The organism is Amycolatopsis coloradensis, from assembly GCF_037997115.1.
Lineage (GTDB): Bacteria > Actinomycetota > Actinomycetes > Mycobacteriales > Pseudonocardiaceae > Amycolatopsis > Amycolatopsis coloradensis_A.
Window position 1 is genome coordinate 5,584,411 of sequence record NZ_CP150484.1, and the last position, 15,507, is coordinate 5,599,917.

16 protein-coding genes are annotated in these 15,507 nt (G+C 68.8%); 2 read left to right on the top strand and 14 right to left on the bottom strand.

The features are described from left to right. Positions 1 to 416 precede the first annotated feature (416 nt). From LCL61_RS26240 to LCL61_RS26295, 12 genes are all read right to left on the bottom strand, one after another. Positions 417 to 713, bottom strand: a complete 297-nt coding sequence (locus LCL61_RS26240) for a hypothetical protein (protein WP_340682173.1) — start codon at positions 711 to 713, stop codon at positions 417 to 419. 109 nt (positions 714 to 822) lie between these two features. Continuing rightward, the gene (locus LCL61_RS26245; protein WP_340682174.1) at positions 823 to 2,184 is read right to left on the bottom strand and encodes a class I adenylate-forming enzyme family protein; all 1,362 of its coding nucleotides are present in this window, start codon (positions 2,182 to 2,184) and stop codon (positions 823 to 825) included. A 21-nt stretch (positions 2,185 to 2,205) separates the two neighbouring features. Next, positions 2,206 to 2,895: a DUF899 domain-containing protein gene (locus LCL61_RS26250; RefSeq protein WP_340682175.1), complete on the bottom strand. Its 690-nt coding sequence runs from the start codon at positions 2,893 to 2,895 to the stop codon at positions 2,206 to 2,208. Then, the gene (locus tag LCL61_RS26255; RefSeq protein ID WP_340682176.1) at positions 2,892 to 3,266 is read right to left on the bottom strand and encodes a hypothetical protein; all 375 of its coding nucleotides are present in this window, start codon (positions 3,264 to 3,266) and stop codon (positions 2,892 to 2,894) included. Before LCL61_RS26255 ends, LCL61_RS26250 begins: the two co-directional genes overlap by 4 nt. Next, positions 3,263 to 3,598, bottom strand: a complete 336-nt coding sequence (locus tag LCL61_RS26260) for a metalloregulator ArsR/SmtB family transcription factor (RefSeq protein ID WP_340682177.1) — start codon at positions 3,596 to 3,598, stop codon at positions 3,263 to 3,265. Before LCL61_RS26260 ends, LCL61_RS26255 begins: the two co-directional genes overlap by 4 nt. Next, the gene (locus LCL61_RS26265; RefSeq protein WP_340682178.1) at positions 3,588 to 4,019 is read right to left on the bottom strand and encodes an SRPBCC domain-containing protein; all 432 of its coding nucleotides are present in this window, start codon (positions 4,017 to 4,019) and stop codon (positions 3,588 to 3,590) included. Before LCL61_RS26265 ends, LCL61_RS26260 begins: the two co-directional genes overlap by 11 nt. 77 nt (positions 4,020 to 4,096) lie before the next feature. Continuing rightward, positions 4,097 to 5,497 (bottom strand): pyridoxal phosphate-dependent decarboxylase family protein, encoded by a 1,401-nt coding sequence (locus tag LCL61_RS26270; RefSeq protein ID WP_340682179.1) that lies wholly within the window; start codon positions 5,495 to 5,497, stop codon positions 4,097 to 4,099. Continuing rightward, positions 5,494 to 6,798, bottom strand: coding sequence for an MFS transporter (locus LCL61_RS26275; RefSeq protein WP_340682180.1), 1,305 nt, complete (start codon positions 6,796 to 6,798; stop codon positions 5,494 to 5,496). Before LCL61_RS26275 ends, LCL61_RS26270 begins: the two co-directional genes overlap by 4 nt. A 34-nt stretch (positions 6,799 to 6,832) precedes the next feature. Further along, entirely contained in the window at positions 6,833 to 7,792 is a 960-nt protein-coding gene (locus tag LCL61_RS26280; RefSeq protein ID WP_340682181.1) for a sphingomyelin phosphodiesterase, read from the bottom strand. Positions 7,793 to 7,809: 17 nt separating this feature from the next. Then, the gene (locus LCL61_RS26285; protein WP_340682182.1) at positions 7,810 to 9,825 is read right to left on the bottom strand and encodes a neutral/alkaline ceramidase; all 2,016 of its coding nucleotides are present in this window, start codon (positions 9,823 to 9,825) and stop codon (positions 7,810 to 7,812) included. Positions 9,826 to 10,131: 306 nt separating this feature from the next. Beyond that, a complete protein-coding gene (locus LCL61_RS26290) occupies positions 10,132 to 11,157 on the bottom strand; it encodes an LLM class F420-dependent oxidoreductase (RefSeq protein ID WP_340682183.1) in 1,026 nt (341 codons plus the stop codon). Between the two features lie 12 nt (positions 11,158 to 11,169). Further along, positions 11,170 to 12,090 (bottom strand): oxygenase MpaB family protein, encoded by a 921-nt coding sequence (locus tag LCL61_RS26295; protein WP_340682184.1) that lies wholly within the window; start codon positions 12,088 to 12,090, stop codon positions 11,170 to 11,172. A gap of 90 nt (positions 12,091 to 12,180) precedes the next feature. Between LCL61_RS26295 and LCL61_RS26300 the strand changes: the two genes are divergently transcribed. Then, the gene (locus LCL61_RS26300) at positions 12,181 to 12,774 is read left to right on the top strand and encodes a TetR/AcrR family transcriptional regulator (protein WP_125678355.1); all 594 of its coding nucleotides are present in this window, start codon (positions 12,181 to 12,183) and stop codon (positions 12,772 to 12,774) included. Here LCL61_RS26300 and dmpG read toward each other — a convergent pair. Together dmpG and LCL61_RS26310 are read right to left on the bottom strand one after the other, a co-directional pair. Further along, positions 12,765 to 13,799 carry a 4-hydroxy-2-oxovalerate aldolase gene (gene dmpG / locus LCL61_RS26305; protein ID WP_340682185.1) on the bottom strand — a complete coding sequence of 345 codons (1,035 nt, stop codon included), beginning with the start codon at positions 13,797 to 13,799 and terminating at the stop codon, positions 12,765 to 12,767. The genes LCL61_RS26300 and dmpG overlap by 10 nt on opposite strands. Further along, positions 13,796 to 14,698, bottom strand: a complete 903-nt coding sequence (locus tag LCL61_RS26310) for an acetaldehyde dehydrogenase (acetylating) (protein ID WP_063273523.1) — start codon at positions 14,696 to 14,698, stop codon at positions 13,796 to 13,798. Before LCL61_RS26310 ends, dmpG begins: the two co-directional genes overlap by 4 nt. A 41-nt stretch (positions 14,699 to 14,739) precedes the next feature. On the opposite strand from LCL61_RS26310, the gene LCL61_RS26315 reads away from it, so the two are divergent. Next, the gene (locus tag LCL61_RS26315; protein WP_340682186.1) at positions 14,740 to 15,507 is read left to right on the top strand and encodes an IclR family transcriptional regulator; all 768 of its coding nucleotides are present in this window, start codon (positions 14,740 to 14,742) and stop codon (positions 15,505 to 15,507) included.

The following is a 15,507-nucleotide window of genomic DNA, read 5'->3' on the forward strand; positions in this document are numbered from 1 at the left end:
GGGTTCCAACCCGAAACGCCACTCACGACCTCCCCGTAAAATCGCCTATCCGGGCACCAATCGGACATTGGGTCAGCGAAGAGTGTCCTTGGTGGACACTCAGGGGCACAGTCGGCTCCTGTCGGCCAGGGCAACCGAGCGCGTGACCTGCGGCAACCCTCACCGCTTACGATCACGACCCCTTCACAAAAGTCACATAAAGCTACCAAATCGGGCGCGCCAATCGCGGAAAGTGTCCCTTGTGGAGGACGCGCGTCGGGGCTTGGCAGAGCCGGTGCGCGAGTGGCGGTTTCGCGTGCTCGGATGGACGACACACGTGTTGGGATGGACGAAATGCGTGTGCGCGCGGACGACTCGCGAAGGAACGGCGCGCCGTCCCGTCAGTCACGCGAGGCGCCGGCCAGCGCGGCGCGAGGTCAGTGGTCGTCGTAGTGGTCACCGTGCGCGGCGTGGCGGTGGCCGTCGTGCAGGTAGTCGACGTGGTCGCCGTGCGGCACCGCGACGTGGCCACAGCCCTCGCCGTGAGCGTGGTCGTGACCCTTGTGCGGGATGTGGTCGCCGGTTTCACACTCGTCGAAGTGCCCGTCGTGAGCGCGGTGCAGGTGACCGTCGTGCACGTAGTCGACGTGGTCGCCGTGGGGTACGGCGACGTGGCCGCATCCTTCACCGTGAGTGTGCGTATGGCCGGCGTGTTCGGTGTGCGCGGCGGTCATCACCGGGTCCTTCCTGATCGGAAATGCCTGATCAGGCGGACCGTAGCACCGGACTACCGGCCCAGCAGCGCTCTCACCCGACCGGGTGCCCACGACCCGTTCGCCACGATCAGGCGATGCGGCGGCGGTGCCCGGCCCAGAACGGCTCCCGGAGCGCCCGCTTGTCGACCTTGCCGATCGCCGTCAGCGGCAGCGCGTCGGCGAAGTCCACATCGGACGGTACGAAATGCTCGCGCCCGAAGAACACCCTGGCCTGAATCCGGACCTCTTCGGCGGTCAACGCTCCTGAAACGGCGGGCACCACCACGGCGTGGACCCGCTCGCCCTCACCGCCGTCGCCAGGCACACCGAACACGGCCACGGAGCGGATCAGCGGATGCCGCGCGAGCGCGTTCTCGACCACGGTCGAATACACCTTGGTGCCGTGCTCGCCGGTGATGATGACGTCGTTCGCCCGGTCCAGCAGGTAGAGGTACCCCTCGTGATCGAACCGCCCGAGATCACCGGTCCGCAGCCAGCCGTCCCCGATCGGCGCCGCCCCGTGGTAACCGACCATCATGGACAGTCCACGCACCAGGACCTCCCCGTCGTCGATCCTGGCCTCCATGCCCGGCACGATCCGGCCCACGGACTCGAGCCGCTCCGGCCGCCCGGCGAGCTCCGCCGCGGAGATGCTCGCGATCATCGGCGCCTCGGTGAGCCCGTATCCCTGCCCGACCACGGGCCCGAACACTTCGAGCGCCTGAGCCAGCCGTCTCGGCGGAAGCGGGGCGGCACCCAGTGAAAGCTGCCGCACACAGCTGACATCGCTCGACGTCATGGCCGGATGGTCGAGCACCTCGGCCAGGCGCGCGGGAGTGAGGGACAACGCGGTGATCCGGTGTTCCACGATCGCGTCGAGCACCGTACCCGCGTCGAAGCCCCGCAGCAGGACGACACTCTCCCGCCGCAGGATCACCCCCAGCACGGTGGCGTTGCCGGTCATATGCGCCATCCCGTCGTAGATCCCGCTGTGCCGGATGAGTTTCGGCGCTCCGGTGGTACCCCCGGTCGGAAAGATGACGGTGACCGAACCCGGCAGCCCCGCCGGGTCGGTACCGTCGCGGTCCATCAGTTCGTCGAGCGTGATCACCCGCGCGACCTCGGCGGGCCAGTCCGCCGGCTGCTCGGTCACCAGGGTCGTGACACCGGCCGCCTCTACCGCGGCGAGGCGATCCGGCGAACTCGCCGACGCCGCCACGAGCAGCACCGTCGAACCCCGTAGCTGTGCGGCGATCTGCAGGAGGACGGTTTCCGGCCGGTTGCCGGCGTCGATGGCGACCACCCCGCCCTCCGGCAGTCCCGCGTACATCCGGCGCACCAGGTCGAGTGCCTGCCCGTAGCCGGTCTCCACGCCGTCCTGGACGAACAGCACCTCGTCGCCTCCCGAGCGCAGCGCGGCCAGCACACGGGTCAAGAACAGACTCTCCACCGGCCGGACCCTAACCCAGGGTCAAGACCCCGAGCAGCAGCCACCGGCCGGAGCGGCACCCTCGTAGGCGTCGTGCCAGTTCCACCACTCGTACGGCGGCGTCTGCGGATAGCCCTCCGGCGAATCCTCCCACTCCTCCTGCCGTCCCAGCGCGGTGATGTCGAGGTAGCTCCAGGTGCTCCCCATCGCCTCGTCGCCGCGATCGTTGACGAAGTACGTCCGGAACACCTGGTCGCCTTCACGGATGAAGGCGTTGGTGCCGTGCCATTCGCCGACCCCGAAGTCGACGTCGAAGTCGCCGGCGATCGTGTACCACGGCATCGTCCAGCCCATCCGCGCCTTCATCCGCGCGATATCCGGTTGCCCGCCCCGGGAAACGAAGGCCAGGCTGGTGTCACGGGCGTTCAGATGCGCGACGTGCGCGACCTGGTCGGCGACCAGCGAGCAGCCTTTGCAGGCGTGGTCGGGGAACCCTTCCACACCGGGATCGAAGAAGGCCCGGTAGACGATCAGCTGACGGCGTCCCTCGAACAGGTCGAGCAGGTTCACCGCGCCGGACGGCCCTTCGAACTCGTACGGCTTCTCGACCGCGAGCCACGGCATCCGGCGCCGCTCGGCCGCGAGCGCGTCGCGGGCTCGGGTCAGTTCCTTCTCCTTCACCAGCAACCGAAGGCGCGCTTCTTCCCATTCGGCCGCGGACACCGTGTTCATCGCACCGGCTCCGCGGGCAGGACGCTCTGCCGGTTCGGCTGTCCCTCGCCGGTGGTGATCAGGTCCCGCAGGCTCGTACCGACGCAGAAGGTCCGCGCCTTGTGGCAGATGTCGAAGGTGAACGTGGTGCCGACCCACTCGGTCTCGTCGCGGGTGAAGTCGAAGTGGTTCTCCAGGACCAGCCAGGAGACCTTGCGGCCGGGCACGGATTCGGTGATCCGGATCCGGCAGCGGTGGACCTCTTCGTAGTGGTACTCGAACTCGTCGCCGGAGTGCACGACCTCTTCCGACCACCACCCGCGGACGTCGTCGAACGCGTCGAAGACCTGCTGCGGCGTCTGGTCCACGGTGAAACTCGTCGTGAAGCTCATGATGTTCCCTCCAGATGGTCTTTGAGCGCCGCGAGCGGCCCGTCCCAATCACGGGCGAGCGCGGCGAGGAACTGCTGAGCGACCTGCATCGGCGCCGACTGCAGCCGGTAGCGGACGCGACGCCGCTCCCCCTGCTCCGGGATCACCAGCCCGGCGTCGGTGAGCAGGGTGAGGTGCTTGGCGATGGCCTGCCGCGTGATCGGCAGGCGGTCGGCAAGGTCGGTCGCCGTGGCCGGGCCGCCCGAGGCGAGGACGGCGAGAATGCTCCGCCTGCTCGGGTCGGCCAAGGCGACGAAGACCTGTTCGGCGATCGTTTCGATGTCAGGCGGCATCGAGGTATTCGATCAGTTCGCCCAGCTCGGCCGCCCACCCCGTCGTGTTCCCTTCGAAAGCGACACGGTGGACGTCGTCCGGAAGCTGGGAGAAACCGGACTCGACGACGGTGAGCCGGGTGCCTTCGCCGTTCGGCACCAGGGTGAACTCGACGTAGGTGCGGCGAGGGTCTTCGTCGGGGAGACCGTAGATGTTCCAGGTGAAGCCGAAGATCTCCGGTTCTTCGACGCGCTCGACGCGCATGTTCGCCTTGTGCCCCTCGTCCCATTTCATCTCGGCGTCGCCACCGGGGCGCAGGTCGATGCTGGCCTGGTTCCCGAACCAGGTGCCCAGCCCTTCGGCCGTGGTCAGCGCGGCCCAGACCTTCGCGGGCGGGTGGGCGATGTCGACGGTGCGTTCGATCCGGTCGGGGAATCCCACGACGGCCTCCTCAAGTAGCAATCAATCGGTTGCTATAACTTTGTATAGCAACCGACCGATTGCGTCAAGGGCTGGTTTCAGGAAGCCGTGTACAGCGAGCCGATGAATTCGAGCAACAGCCGTTCGCGCAACGGACCGGGTGCCGTGGCCAGCAGCGCGTTGATCTCCGCCATCCGGGTGGGCAATCCGGCCGCGCCGCCGAGACCCGCGGCCGCCAGCAGTCCGGCGAACTGCTCCGGCGTCAACGTCGCCGGGTCCAGCGCCGCGACGAACTCGGCCACTTGCGGGTCGACGACGACCGGCCCCGTTTCGCGGGCGGCCACGACCGACGCGGCGAGATCGGCTAGGAAGCCCTTCTCGCTCCCGCGGTTCGCGGCCGTCACGGTCAGGTGCAGGTTCGCGGGCGACGACTCGTGGGCGAACTGCGGCTGGACGTACCAGCCGCGCTCCCGCATCTCGTCCGCGACGGTGAACAAGTCGAAACCCGCGCCGTCCTCCACGGTGAAGGCCAGCAGGGTCGACACTGGATCGCCGAGGACCCGCAACCCGTCCAGTGCCTCGATCCCGGCCCGGATCTCGACGGCCGCCTCACGGGCCGCCGAAGCCAGCCTCGCGTAACCCTCGTCGCCGACGTGACGCACGACGGCCCAGGCCGCGGCGAGCGGGCCGCCGGATCGCGTGCTCTGCAGCGTGGTGTTCAGCATCGTGTAGCCGGGCCAGTCCGCGCTGGCGAAGTACTGCGGCCGGCGCAGGTCCGCGTTGGCGTGCAACAGAACCGACACGCCTTTCGGGCAGTAGGCGTACTTGTGCAGATCGACCGAGACGCTGGTGACACCGGGGACGTCGAAACCGAACGGGCCGAGCCCCAAGTACGGCAGCACCCAGCCACCGATGCAGGCGTCGACGTGGAAGCGGACGCCGTCGAGCAGCACGGCGATCTCGGGGATCGGGTCGAGGACGCCGTGGGCGTAGGACGGCGCGCTCGCGACGACGAGCACCGTGCTGTCGTCGACCGCGGCGGCCATCGCCTCCGGGACTGCGCGGAAGGTCACCGGATCGACCGGCACCGAAACCACGCGGACGCCGAAGAAATGCGCCGCCTTGTGGAACGCCGCGTGCGCGGTCGTGGGCAGCACGATATTCGGCGTGGACAGGTCGGGACGCGCGTCGCGGGCGGCCAGGACGGCGAGCATGCACGACTCCGTGCCGCCCGAGGTCACCGAACCGGCCGTCTCCGCCGTACCGCCCAGCAGCCGCGCCGCGGCGCCGACGAGGTCGTTCTCCATCCGCAGCAGACTCGGGAACGCCGTCGGGTCGAGGCCGTTCGCCGACGACGCCAGCGCGTGCGCGGCCGCGCCGAGTTCATCCACTTCGGACAGACCGCTGTCGTAGACATACGCGAGCGTCCGGCCTCCGTGCGTCGGCAAGTCCCCCGCGCGCAGCTCCCGCAGCTCCCGCAGGACGTCCTCGGCGGTCACGCGCGGCGCTCCAGCACCGACCTGCGCAGCAGCGGGATGCCCAGCACGATCAGCACGGCCGGAAGGATCGACGCGCCGAGCAGGATCGCCGTGAGCGCGCTGTCCGGCTGCGCGACCTTGGCGTCGAGGCTGGACTGGTAGCCGCCGAACTGCAGCACCAGTCCCCAGATCCCCGGGCCGAGCGCGAGTCCCAGCGTTTCGGACGCGGTCCAGACCCCGGCCGCCACCCCGGCCCTGGTCTCCCCGGTCCGCTCCTCTTCGTCGCTGATCAGGTCCGGCAGGATCGCCAGCGGGAATACCGAGATCCCCGCGTAGCCGACGCCGCAGAAAGCGACGAACACCATCGTGACAGGGAACGGGAACACCTTCGCGCCGAGAAGCCCGAACAGACCGACGCCGAACGCGGCGGTGGCGAGCCGGAACCCGACCAGTTTCCCGACACTCGCCCCGAGTTTGGGCCACAGCGGCATGGTCAGCAGCGCCGGGCCGACAAAACCGACGAACAGGACCGTGGAGTAGCCGGAGCTGCCGAGGATCCGTTCGGCGAAGAACGGGATCGCGGCCAGCACCGTGCCGATTCCGAGCGCCTGGACGAAGTAGACCCCGAGCAGCCAGCGGAACGGCCGCCACTGCGCGAGCGTCCGGAGCAGTTCACGCGGGCTCACCGTGTTCGGCCGCAGTGCGCCGACCGGCGCGTCCTTCAGCCCGAAGTACACGCCGAGGGTCGCCAGCAGGATGATCACGGCGATGAACACGCCCATGACGCGGTAACCGGTGACGCCGCCGACGAGTTCGGTGATCGCCGGGGCCCCGCCGCCGCAGATCAGGATGGCGACCGCGAGGAAGCCGATCCGGATGCTGGTCAGCTTCGTGCGTTCCTCGGCGTTGTCGGTCAGTTCGGCGGGCAACGCGTTGAACGGCACCTGGAAGAACGCGTACGCGGTGGCGCACAACAGGAACACGACGACGACGTAGATCGCGTCGGGCACGGGGCCGCCGAAGCCGGGGTGGGCGAACAGGGCTGCGAAGAGGATCGACACGCCGATACCGCCGAAGAGCAGGAACCGGCGGCGGCTGCCGGTGCGGACCATGTCCGCGTCCGACAGCCTTCCCGCGATCGGGTTGAAGAGCACGTCCCACGCCTTGGGAATGAACACGATCGCGCCGGCCACGCCCGCGGCGACGCCCATCGTGTCGGTGAGGTACTTCAGAAGGAGCAGGCCGGGAACCGTGCCGAAGGGGCCGGTGACGAACGAGCCGAGCGAGTAGCGGTACCTCGTCCGTGCTGGCAGGGCTGCCATGATCCTCCTCGAGGCGGTTCTCCCGATGAAGGCCTCAGTATTGGATCTTGGCCACCACCGGGTAGTGGTCGGAGGGAATCGTGCCACCGTCGTAATACACGAGCTGTACCGGGCCGACAGCGGCGAGTGGACGGCCGCCCGCGCGTACGGCTCCGACGTAGTCCAGCGAGTCGCGGTAGGTCGCCGGAACGGACTTCGCCGCGTTCGGGTTCGTCGCCGCGTCGAAGGTGTACGCGCCTTCGCCCGTCGTGCGGAGGATGCCGCCAAGGAAGGCTTCGCCCTGCTGGACCTGCGTGCGGCCGAGGGAATCCTTGCGCGCCTGTCCCGCCCAGTACTCGATGTTCAGGTCGCCCGCGATGACGACCGGCTCGTGGGCGGGGGCGTATTTCGTGACCAGGTCACGGATCTCGCCCAGCTGCGCCATCCGGATCTCGTGCGCCTTCGGCAGCGTCTCCGGTCCCTCATCCGCCTGCATGTGGGTGCCCGCGATCCACACCGGCTTCCCGTTGACGACCAGGCGGGCGAGCGCGGCCCCCTTGTTTGACAGGTAGTCCGCCGTGCCCGAGTAGGAATTGCGGAAGACCAGCTGGTGCTGCTCGGTCACCGGCGCCTTGCTGAGCACGGTGACCCCGCCGTTGACCACTACGGGGGAATTCGAGCAGTTCCCGTTCACCGTGGTCCAGCCGGGCGACGTGGAACAGTACTGGCCGACGAGCGGGGTCTGGTGCGGCCAGACGTCCTTCAGCCGGTTCCGCAGTTCCTCCGCCTGGGCGCTGAAAGCCTCGTCCAGGACGACGACGTCGGCGCCGTTCGCGCGGATGACGTCCTCCGCCGCGCGAGCCCTGGCCTGTTTGTCCGAAGTGTTCGGACTGGCGATCCAGGGCAGCTGCCAGATGTTGAACGCCATGACCTTCACCGAGACCGCCGCCCGGGCGGGCACGGCGGTTCCGGCGAACATCGCGGCGGCGATGGCGAGTACGGCGATTTTCCGCACGAAAGACCCTTCCGGTGTCAGGAGACGACGAACGTCCGCGAAGTCCCGCTGAACGCGGAGATCGCCCCGTTCCAGCCGTTCTTCCAATTGCCGAAGTGGACCACGCGATATTTGCCGATCGGGGCGTTCGCGGGGATCTTCCAGTGGACGACGGCTTTCGATTCGGCGACGAACGTCCGCGCCCAGTGGTACTTCGTGTCCCAGTCGCCGTCGTCGGCGTGTCGGACCCAGCTGCCGTCGACCAGCCGCTGGATCTCCAGGAACGTGCCGCCGCGCCGGAGGTCGTTCTTCGGATGCCCGGTGACGAACTCGACGACGACCTGTTCGCCGCGCGCGTAGGTGCTCTTCGCGTCGGTCAGGACGTCACCGAAGCTCTTGAACGCGGGCGGGCTGTCGAAGACGACGCCGGGCTGGAAGTTGATCAGCTTGCCGCGCAGATCCCGCGGCGTCGGGCCGTGCGCGACCGATGTCCCCGTCTTCATCGCCGCCGCGAGTTTCGCGAATTCCTGCTGGTACGCGGGAAGCGTGTAACGGCCGTAGAGGGTCGACGCGCCTTCGTACTGCTGCGAGTCGTACTCCTCGGGCGTGGTGACGTACTGGCTGTAGGCGTTGGCGTAGCCCTGGATGAGCACGTTCTCCAGCGGGACACCGAGTTCGGCGGCGACGGTCCGGCGCAGGCGCAGCCCGGCGACGATGGTCAGCTCGGCCGGTACCGCCACGAGGTGCAGCTGCCCGATCCGGACGAGTTGCAGCGGCAGGACCTCCGGCGTCCACGGATACGGCTTCATCGCGCCGAACGGCACCGCGATCACCTTCGGCGCGTGCGCGTCGGCCAGTGCCTGCGGGATCGGCGCGTCGATCCCGCCGAGCCAGTCGATGAACGGGTTCTTGACCCCTTCCGGGAGCGGCAGGCCGGGGCCGTCCTCGCGACTGCCCGCCAGCATCGACACCCCGATCGCGGCCGTACAGGTGCGCTGCGGCCGCCCGTTCGGGGTGTACTTCGCGTCGACGGCCACGTCGGACATGTCCACGTAGCACATCCGGTGGTCGACGCCGCCCGTCACGGCCTCGGCCGCGGCGTCGAAGGCGCTCTTCGCCGCGCGGAACTGGAGGTCGCCGATGGTGCGGGTGTTCTCGAACTCGGTTTCGGGGGTGCCGGGTTCGAGGTTCAGGTTCGGGCTCATGTCACCGGTGTTGGTCTGCGGGAAGGCGGCGACGAACCGCGGGTTCCCGTCGAGGTACCGCACGCCGGCGTGGTCGTGTTCCCATTCGTAGGCGGCGTACCCCTTGTTGTCGCCGCTGATCAGGTGGTTGCCGTTGCTCATCGACGTCCCGTGCGTGGCGAACCAGCTGATCGCGCCGACGTCGACGCCGTTCTGGCTGAAGCGCAGGACCGTGACGGCCGGGTCGATCGCCTGCGGGAAATGGTCCTTGTCCGCCTGCGGGTTCAGGTCGAAGGCCTTGCGCGAGCGGTTGACGCTGGCCTTGGTGAGCTCGGCCCGGCCGAGCCGGATCGACCCGGGCGCGAGGTTCGCGTGCGCCCGGCCGATCGCCTCGAAGATCCCGTCGACGTGCGCGTCGTACACCTGCTGCTGGAAGCCCAGGATCGCCAGATCGTAGGCGGCGTAATGGGAATCCCCGCCGCACGCGGAGTGGGTGTGCGTGGCGTTGAGGAGGACGTTCTGCTCGGTGTACAGGTCGCCGTACGCGGCCTGGAGTTTGCGCAGCACGCCCTGGTGGACGGACTGGAACAGCGCGCCGAGGTCGGCGGTGACGAAGGCGATCCGCTTGGCGCCGTCATCGACCACGAAGGCGCGCGCCCGGGTGCGGAGGTGGATACCGGCGGTCTGCTGCTGCGGCATCGAGTAGCCCATCATGCCGTTCTCGGCGGCCGGTCCGGTGACGTCGGAAAGGCCGACGCCGACACGGAAACCCTTCGCCGACGCCGCTTGCGCCTGCTGGGCGCCGAGCATGCTCGCCGCGATGGGCAACGCCGCCGCACCCGCGAGAACCCGCCTCCGGCTCACCGTCATGAGTCGCACCTCCCGGCCACGAACATGAACCGACTTCATGTTCGTGGCCGGGACGCTACGTGATGGGCCTCACTGTCGCAACCCCACGAAAGGCGTGGGGCCGAAGGGGCCCTTCCCCTCGCCTGATGCGGCGAAGGGCGCTTTCACCACGTCGCATGCGGGGAAAGCGCCCTTCAGCCGAACGGAGAGGGACACCAGATTCCTGGTGTCCGCCTGTCACACCGCGGGTATCGCGGTGAAGATGATCACCGGTGACCACGCCGCNGGACGGTTAGAACCGTCCTCACCACTCACGAGACAGAGCGGCTACGCGAGGGTTTCCGCGACCTTCGTGAGCGTCGCGGCATCCCCCCGCAGCAGCAGCGTGGTCACGACGGTCTCGTCCCACGCGGCGAGTTCGTCACGGATCTTTTCCGCCGGCCCGATCAGCGAGGTGTCCTCGACCAGCGACGTCGGGATCGCCGCGGTCGCCTCGTCCTTGCGGCCTGCCAGGTACAGCTCCTGCACCTTGTCGGCGACGTCCTCGTACCCCATCCGGGCGAAGACGTCGTGGTGGAAGTTGACCGATTTCGCACCCATGCCGCCGATGTACAGCGCGAGCGACGGCTTGATCCAGCTCGCGGCCTCCTCGACGTCGTCGTGGACGAGCACCGGAACGGACGCGGCGACCTCGAAGTCGTCGAAACCGTGCCGGGCACCGGGACGCGAGAAGCCCTCCTGCAGCGCTGCCCGATAGAAGGCGTCGCTCTTGGGCGAGAAGAACAACGGGAGCCAGCCGTCGCAGATCTCCGCCGACAGCGCCACGTTCTTCGGCCCCTCCGCGGCGAGGAAGATCGGGATCTCCTTGCGGAACGGGTGCACTGTGGACTTCAGCGGTTTGCCGAGCCCCGTGCCGCCCCGCAGCGGCAACTGGAAGTGCTGCCCGTCGTGGGTCACCGGCGCCTCGCGCGCGACGACCTTCCGCACGATGTCGACGTACTCGCGGGTGCGGGCGAGCGGCTTCGGATAGGGCTGCCCGTACCAGCCTTCGACCACCTGCGGCCCGGACGCGCCGAGCCCGAGCACGAACCGGCCGCCGGACAGGTGGTCCAACGTCAGCGCGTGCATGGCCGTCGCGGTCGGGGTACGCGCCGACATCTGGACGATGTTGGTGCCGAGCTTGATCCGGCTGGTCGACGCGCCCCACCAGGCGAGCGGGGTGAACGCGTCCGAGCCGTAGCCCTCGGCGGTCCACACGGAATCGAAGCCGAGTTCTTCGGCCCGCAAGACCGCGTCCAGCGCGCCCTCCGGCGGGCCGGACGACCAGTAACCGAGGTGGTAACCCAGCTTCATCGAGGCTCCTAGTCAGACGTTCGGTGAGTAGTGCTCGGGTTTGCCCCGCTCCGAAAGCGGCGGAAGGTTCCTCGCGGGAGTCTCGACCAACGGCGCGTCCGGGGCCAGTTCACCACGTTCCCGGCGCCAGCCCGCCCTGGCACGCGGGTGATAGCGGCGGTCTCGCGGAACCAGCTTGAACGCCGCGTTGATCAGCTTCCCCACCCGGCGATGGCGTCGCTCGTCGCGTTCGGTCCAGGTGTAGCCGAGCCGCTCGCGGATCGGCGGGTCGTACAGGCCGACCGTCAGCCAGACGAAGTTCCGCGCCACCTGCCCGCGGACGAGGTGCCAGGCGAAGTCCGGCAGCCACGGGAGAAAATTCGGCTTCGGGAGGTCCTTGATGTCGAGGACATCGCGCGTGGCCTTGTTGTCCTCCAGCACGTCCTCGCACATGCGCTTCCAGTACAGCTGGAAGTCCTCCCACGATTCCGGCACCGGGCGCATGCTCATGCCGTACATCTCGTACCACTGGACGTGCTCGTCGAACAGCTTCCGCTTCTCGGCCTCGCCGATCCCGCCGCAGAAGTTGTCGGCGATGAGGATCGCGCTCACGAAGAACGTCGAATGCGCCCAGTAGAACGTGTCCGGGTTGAGCGCGTGATAGCGCCGCCCGTGTTTGTCGACGCCCTTGATCCGATCGTGGTAGCCCCGCACCTCCAGCGCGGTCTGCCGGGCCCGTGGACCGTCGTAGATCACTCCCCCGATCGGGTACAGCGAGCGGAACAGACGCTGCCAGCGCTCCTCGAAGAACCGCGAGTGCTCCTCGACGCCCGCGCCCAGCTCGGGGTGCATGTTCTGCATGGATCCGGCCCACAGCGCGATGAGCAGCCCACGCCAGTCGCCGAAGTACTTCCAGGTCAGCGAATCCGGACCGAGCGGCCGCGGCTGTGTCATCCCCGGTCTCCTCACTGAGCTGGTTAAATTGACCACAACTGTTGTCAGGTTAAAGTTGACAACGGCCGTAGTCAACAAGAGGAGCCGATCATGGCCGGCCGCAGCTGGGCAGGCACGACCCTGGACGACCGCAAGGCCGCACGGCGAGGACAACTCGTCGACGCGGGCCTCGACCTGCTCGGTACCCAGGGCAGCGCCGGGGTGAGCGTCCGCGCGGTGTGCCGTCACGCCAAGCTGACGGAGCGGTATTTCTACGAGAGCTTCGCCGACCGCGAGGAACTCGTCGTCGCGGTCTATGAGCACATCGGCGAGCAGGCGCGGCAGGCCCTCGTCGACGCGGTCAGCGACACGGCCGAACCCGCCGAGCGGGCGAAGGCCGCGGTCCGCGCCTTCGTCGAATTGATGCTCGACGATCCGCGCAAAGGCCGCGTGCTCCTGCTCGCGCCGATCACCGATCCCGCGCTGACCACGCGCGGCATCGCGCTCCTCCCCTCGTTCGCCGAGCTGGTCAGCGGGCAGCTGTCCCACGGGGACGCGGCCGAACGGCAGATGACCTCGATCGGGCTGGTCGGCGCGCTGAGCAACGTGTTCATCGCCTACCTCGACGGCTCGCTCAAGGTGAGCCGCGAGCGCCTGATCGACCACTGCGTCCGCCTCGTGCTCGGGGCCGACCGTCAACCCTGACCGCGTTCGGCGACCAGCTGCAGGGCGATGTCGATGATCATGTCCTCCTGCCCGCCCACGTACTTCGCGGCGCCGACTCGGTAGAGGATTTCGTGCGCCGGGACGTCGTAGCGCTCGGCGGCGCGTTCGGCGTGCAGGAGGAAACTCGAGTACACCCCGGCGAAGCCCTGCACGATCGACGACCGGTCCATCACCGGCAACCGGGTGATGTAGGGCTTCACGACGTTCTCGGCCGCGTCCATCAGCACGTCCTTGTCGACGCCGGTGCGGATCCCGAGGCGCTCGAACGTCGCCGCGAGAACCTCGGTCGGCGAGTTGCCCGCGCCCGCGCCGAGCGCCACGAGCGAACCGTCGATCTGCCGGGCGCCGGCCCGGTAGGCGAGCACCGAGTTCGCGACACCGAAACTCAGGTTCTGGTGTCCGTGGTAACCGACCTGCGCCTCGTCGCCGAATTCCGCCACCAGCGCGGCGACACGTTCACCGGCGTCCTCCAGGATCAACGCCCCGGCGGAATCGACGACATAGACGCACTGACACCCGGCGTCGACCATGATCCGGCCCTGTTTCGCCAGCGCCTCGGGCGTGGACATATGGGACAGCATCAGGAAACCGACGGTCTCCAGCCCGAGTTCCCTTGCCGCGCCGAAATGCTGGACAGAGACGTCGGCCTCGGTGCAATGGGTCGCGATCCGGACCGCGCCCGCGCCGAGGTCGGCCGCCACCCGCAAGTCGCCGACGGTGCCGAGGCCCGGCAGAAGCAGAACGGCGATCTTCGCGTGCCGTGCCTCGTTGACCGCCGCGGCGATCAGCTTCCGTTCGTCCACAAGGGAAAAGCCGTAGTTGAACGTCGAGCCACCGAGCCCGTCGCCGTGGCTGACCTCGATCAGCGAGACCCCGGCGTCGTCCAGCGCCCGGACGGTGTCGCGCACGTTCTTCTCGGTGAACTGGTGCGCCATCGCGTGGCTGCCGTCGCGCAGGCTGGTGTCGACCAACCGGACCTCACGGTTCACGTCGTCCCAGCTCATGCCGCCACCTCCTGAGTGGCCAGAAGGTCACCGACACGGGCGGCCGCGGCCGTCATGATGTCGAGGTTCCCGGCGTATTTCGGCAGGAAGTCCCCGTTCCCGGCGACCTCCAGGAACACCGCGACCCGCGCCTGCCCGCTCCACCCCGGGCGGGGTGGGTCGTATTGGGGATCCGCCTTGAGCGTGTAACCGGGCACGTAACCCTGGACCGTCTCGACCATCCGGTGGATGGATTCGCTCACCGCGTCGAAGTCCGCGTCCGGGTCGATCGCGCAGAACACCGTGTCGCGCATGATCATCGGCGGTTCGACCGGATTGATGATGATGATCGCCTTGCCGCGGCTCGCTCCCCCGACGAGTTCGATCCCGCGCGCCGTCGTCGCGGTGAACTCGTCGATGTTCGCCCGGGTTCCCGGTCCGGCCGAGCGCGACGAGACGGACGCGACGATCTCGGCGTAGGGCACCGGTGTCACCCGGGACACCGCGTGCACGATCGGGATGGTGGCCTGGCCGCCGCAGGTGATGAGGTTGACATTCGGCACGTCCAGCCGTTCGGGCAAGCCCACGGCGGGGCAGGTGAACGGGCCGACCGCGGCCGGGGTCAGGTCGATCGCACGGATCCCGGCGGTGGCGTACCGCGGCGCGTTCGCCAGGTGCGCCTTCGCCGAGGTCGCTTCGAAGACCAGGTCCGGCAGCTCGTCGCGCGACAGCAACCAGTCGACGCCGCCGGCGGAGGTCTCCAGTCCCAATTCCGCGGCCTTGGCCAGCCCGTCCGACTCCGGGTCCACGCCGACCATGTACCGCACCTCGACGTGCTCGCTGCGCCTCAGCTTCGCGAGCAGGTCGGTGCCGATGTTCCCGGGACCGACGATCGCGGCCACCGCTTTCCGTTGCGCCATGCCAGGTGACGCTCCCCGAGCGGATAGGGCACACTCAACCCATGCGTGCCGCTGGGCGGAACGACGACCCGGAACGAACCGGAGCGGACGGCCTCGTCGCCGCCCGGATCTCCGCGCTGCTCTCGGCTTTCCGTCCCGGTGACGACGCGCTCGGCGTTTCCGAGCTGGCGCGGCGGACCGGCCTGGCGAAATCGACCGTCCACCGGCTCACCGGGCACCTGGTCGCGACCGGCCTCCTCGAACGCGAGGGCGCGACGTTGCGGCTCGGGCTGAAACTGTTCGAGATAGGCCAGCTGGCGGTACGGCGCCGGGGACTCGTCGAGGCGGCGCGTCCGTATCTGGCCGATCTCCGCGAAGCGACCCGCAACACCGTGCATCTGGCGGTCCTGGAAGGCACCGAGGTCGTCTATCTCGACATCCTGCGGGGGCCCGACGCGCCGTCACTGCCGTCCCGGATCGGCGGCCGTTTTCCCGCGCACGCCACCGGCGTCGGCAAGGCGATTCTCGCGTTCTCGCCGGAATCCGTGGTGACACAAGTGATCGACGCCGGATTGCCGCGCGTCAGCGTACGGACGATCACCGCCGCGGGCCTGCTGCGCCGTCAGCTCGCCAAGATCCACGGTGAGGGAATAGCGTTCGAACGGGAGGAATCCGGCGTCGGCGTCGTCTGCGCGGCGAGCCCGCTGCTCGACGCGCAAGGGGTGGCGGTGGCGGCGTTGTCGATCTCCGGCTGGGCGAACCGCATGCACACCAACCGGGTCGCACCCGCGGTGCGGACCGCCGCTTTGGCTCTTTCCCGGTCTCTGTAG

Coding starts and splice junctions, on each gene's coding strand:
- LCL61_RS26275 (WP_340682180.1), bottom strand. CDS start 6,798: ATGGCAGCCCTGCCAGCACGGACGAGGTACCGCTACTCGCTCGGCTCG.
- dmpG (WP_340682185.1), bottom strand. CDS start 13,799: ATGAGCTGGGACGACGTGAACCGTGAGGTCCGGTTGGTCGACACCAGC.
- LCL61_RS26300 (WP_125678355.1), top strand. CDS start 12,181: ATGGCCGGCCGCAGCTGGGCAGGCACGACCCTGGACGACCGCAAGGCC.
- LCL61_RS26255 (WP_340682176.1), bottom strand. CDS start 3,266: ATGAGCTTCACGACGAGTTTCACCGTGGACCAGACGCCGCAGCAGGTC.
- LCL61_RS26310 (WP_063273523.1), bottom strand. CDS start 14,698: ATGGCGCAACGGAAAGCGGTGGCCGCGATCGTCGGTCCCGGGAACATC.
- LCL61_RS26240 (WP_340682173.1), bottom strand. CDS start 713: ATGACCGCCGCGCACACCGAACACGCCGGCCATACGCACACTCACGGT.
- LCL61_RS26295 (WP_340682184.1), bottom strand. CDS start 12,090: ATGACACAGCCGCGGCCGCTCGGTCCGGATTCGCTGACCTGGAAGTAC.
- LCL61_RS26285 (WP_340682182.1), bottom strand. CDS start 9,825: ATGACGGTGAGCCGGAGGCGGGTTCTCGCGGGTGCGGCGGCGTTGCCC.
- LCL61_RS26260 (WP_340682177.1), bottom strand. CDS start 3,598: ATGCCGCCTGACATCGAAACGATCGCCGAACAGGTCTTCGTCGCCTTG.
- LCL61_RS26315 (WP_340682186.1), top strand. CDS start 14,740: ATGCGTGCCGCTGGGCGGAACGACGACCCGGAACGAACCGGAGCGGAC.
- LCL61_RS26250 (WP_340682175.1), bottom strand. CDS start 2,895: ATGAACACGGTGTCCGCGGCCGAATGGGAAGAAGCGCGCCTTCGGTTG.
- LCL61_RS26290 (WP_340682183.1), bottom strand. CDS start 11,157: ATGAAGCTGGGTTACCACCTCGGTTACTGGTCGTCCGGCCCGCCGGAG.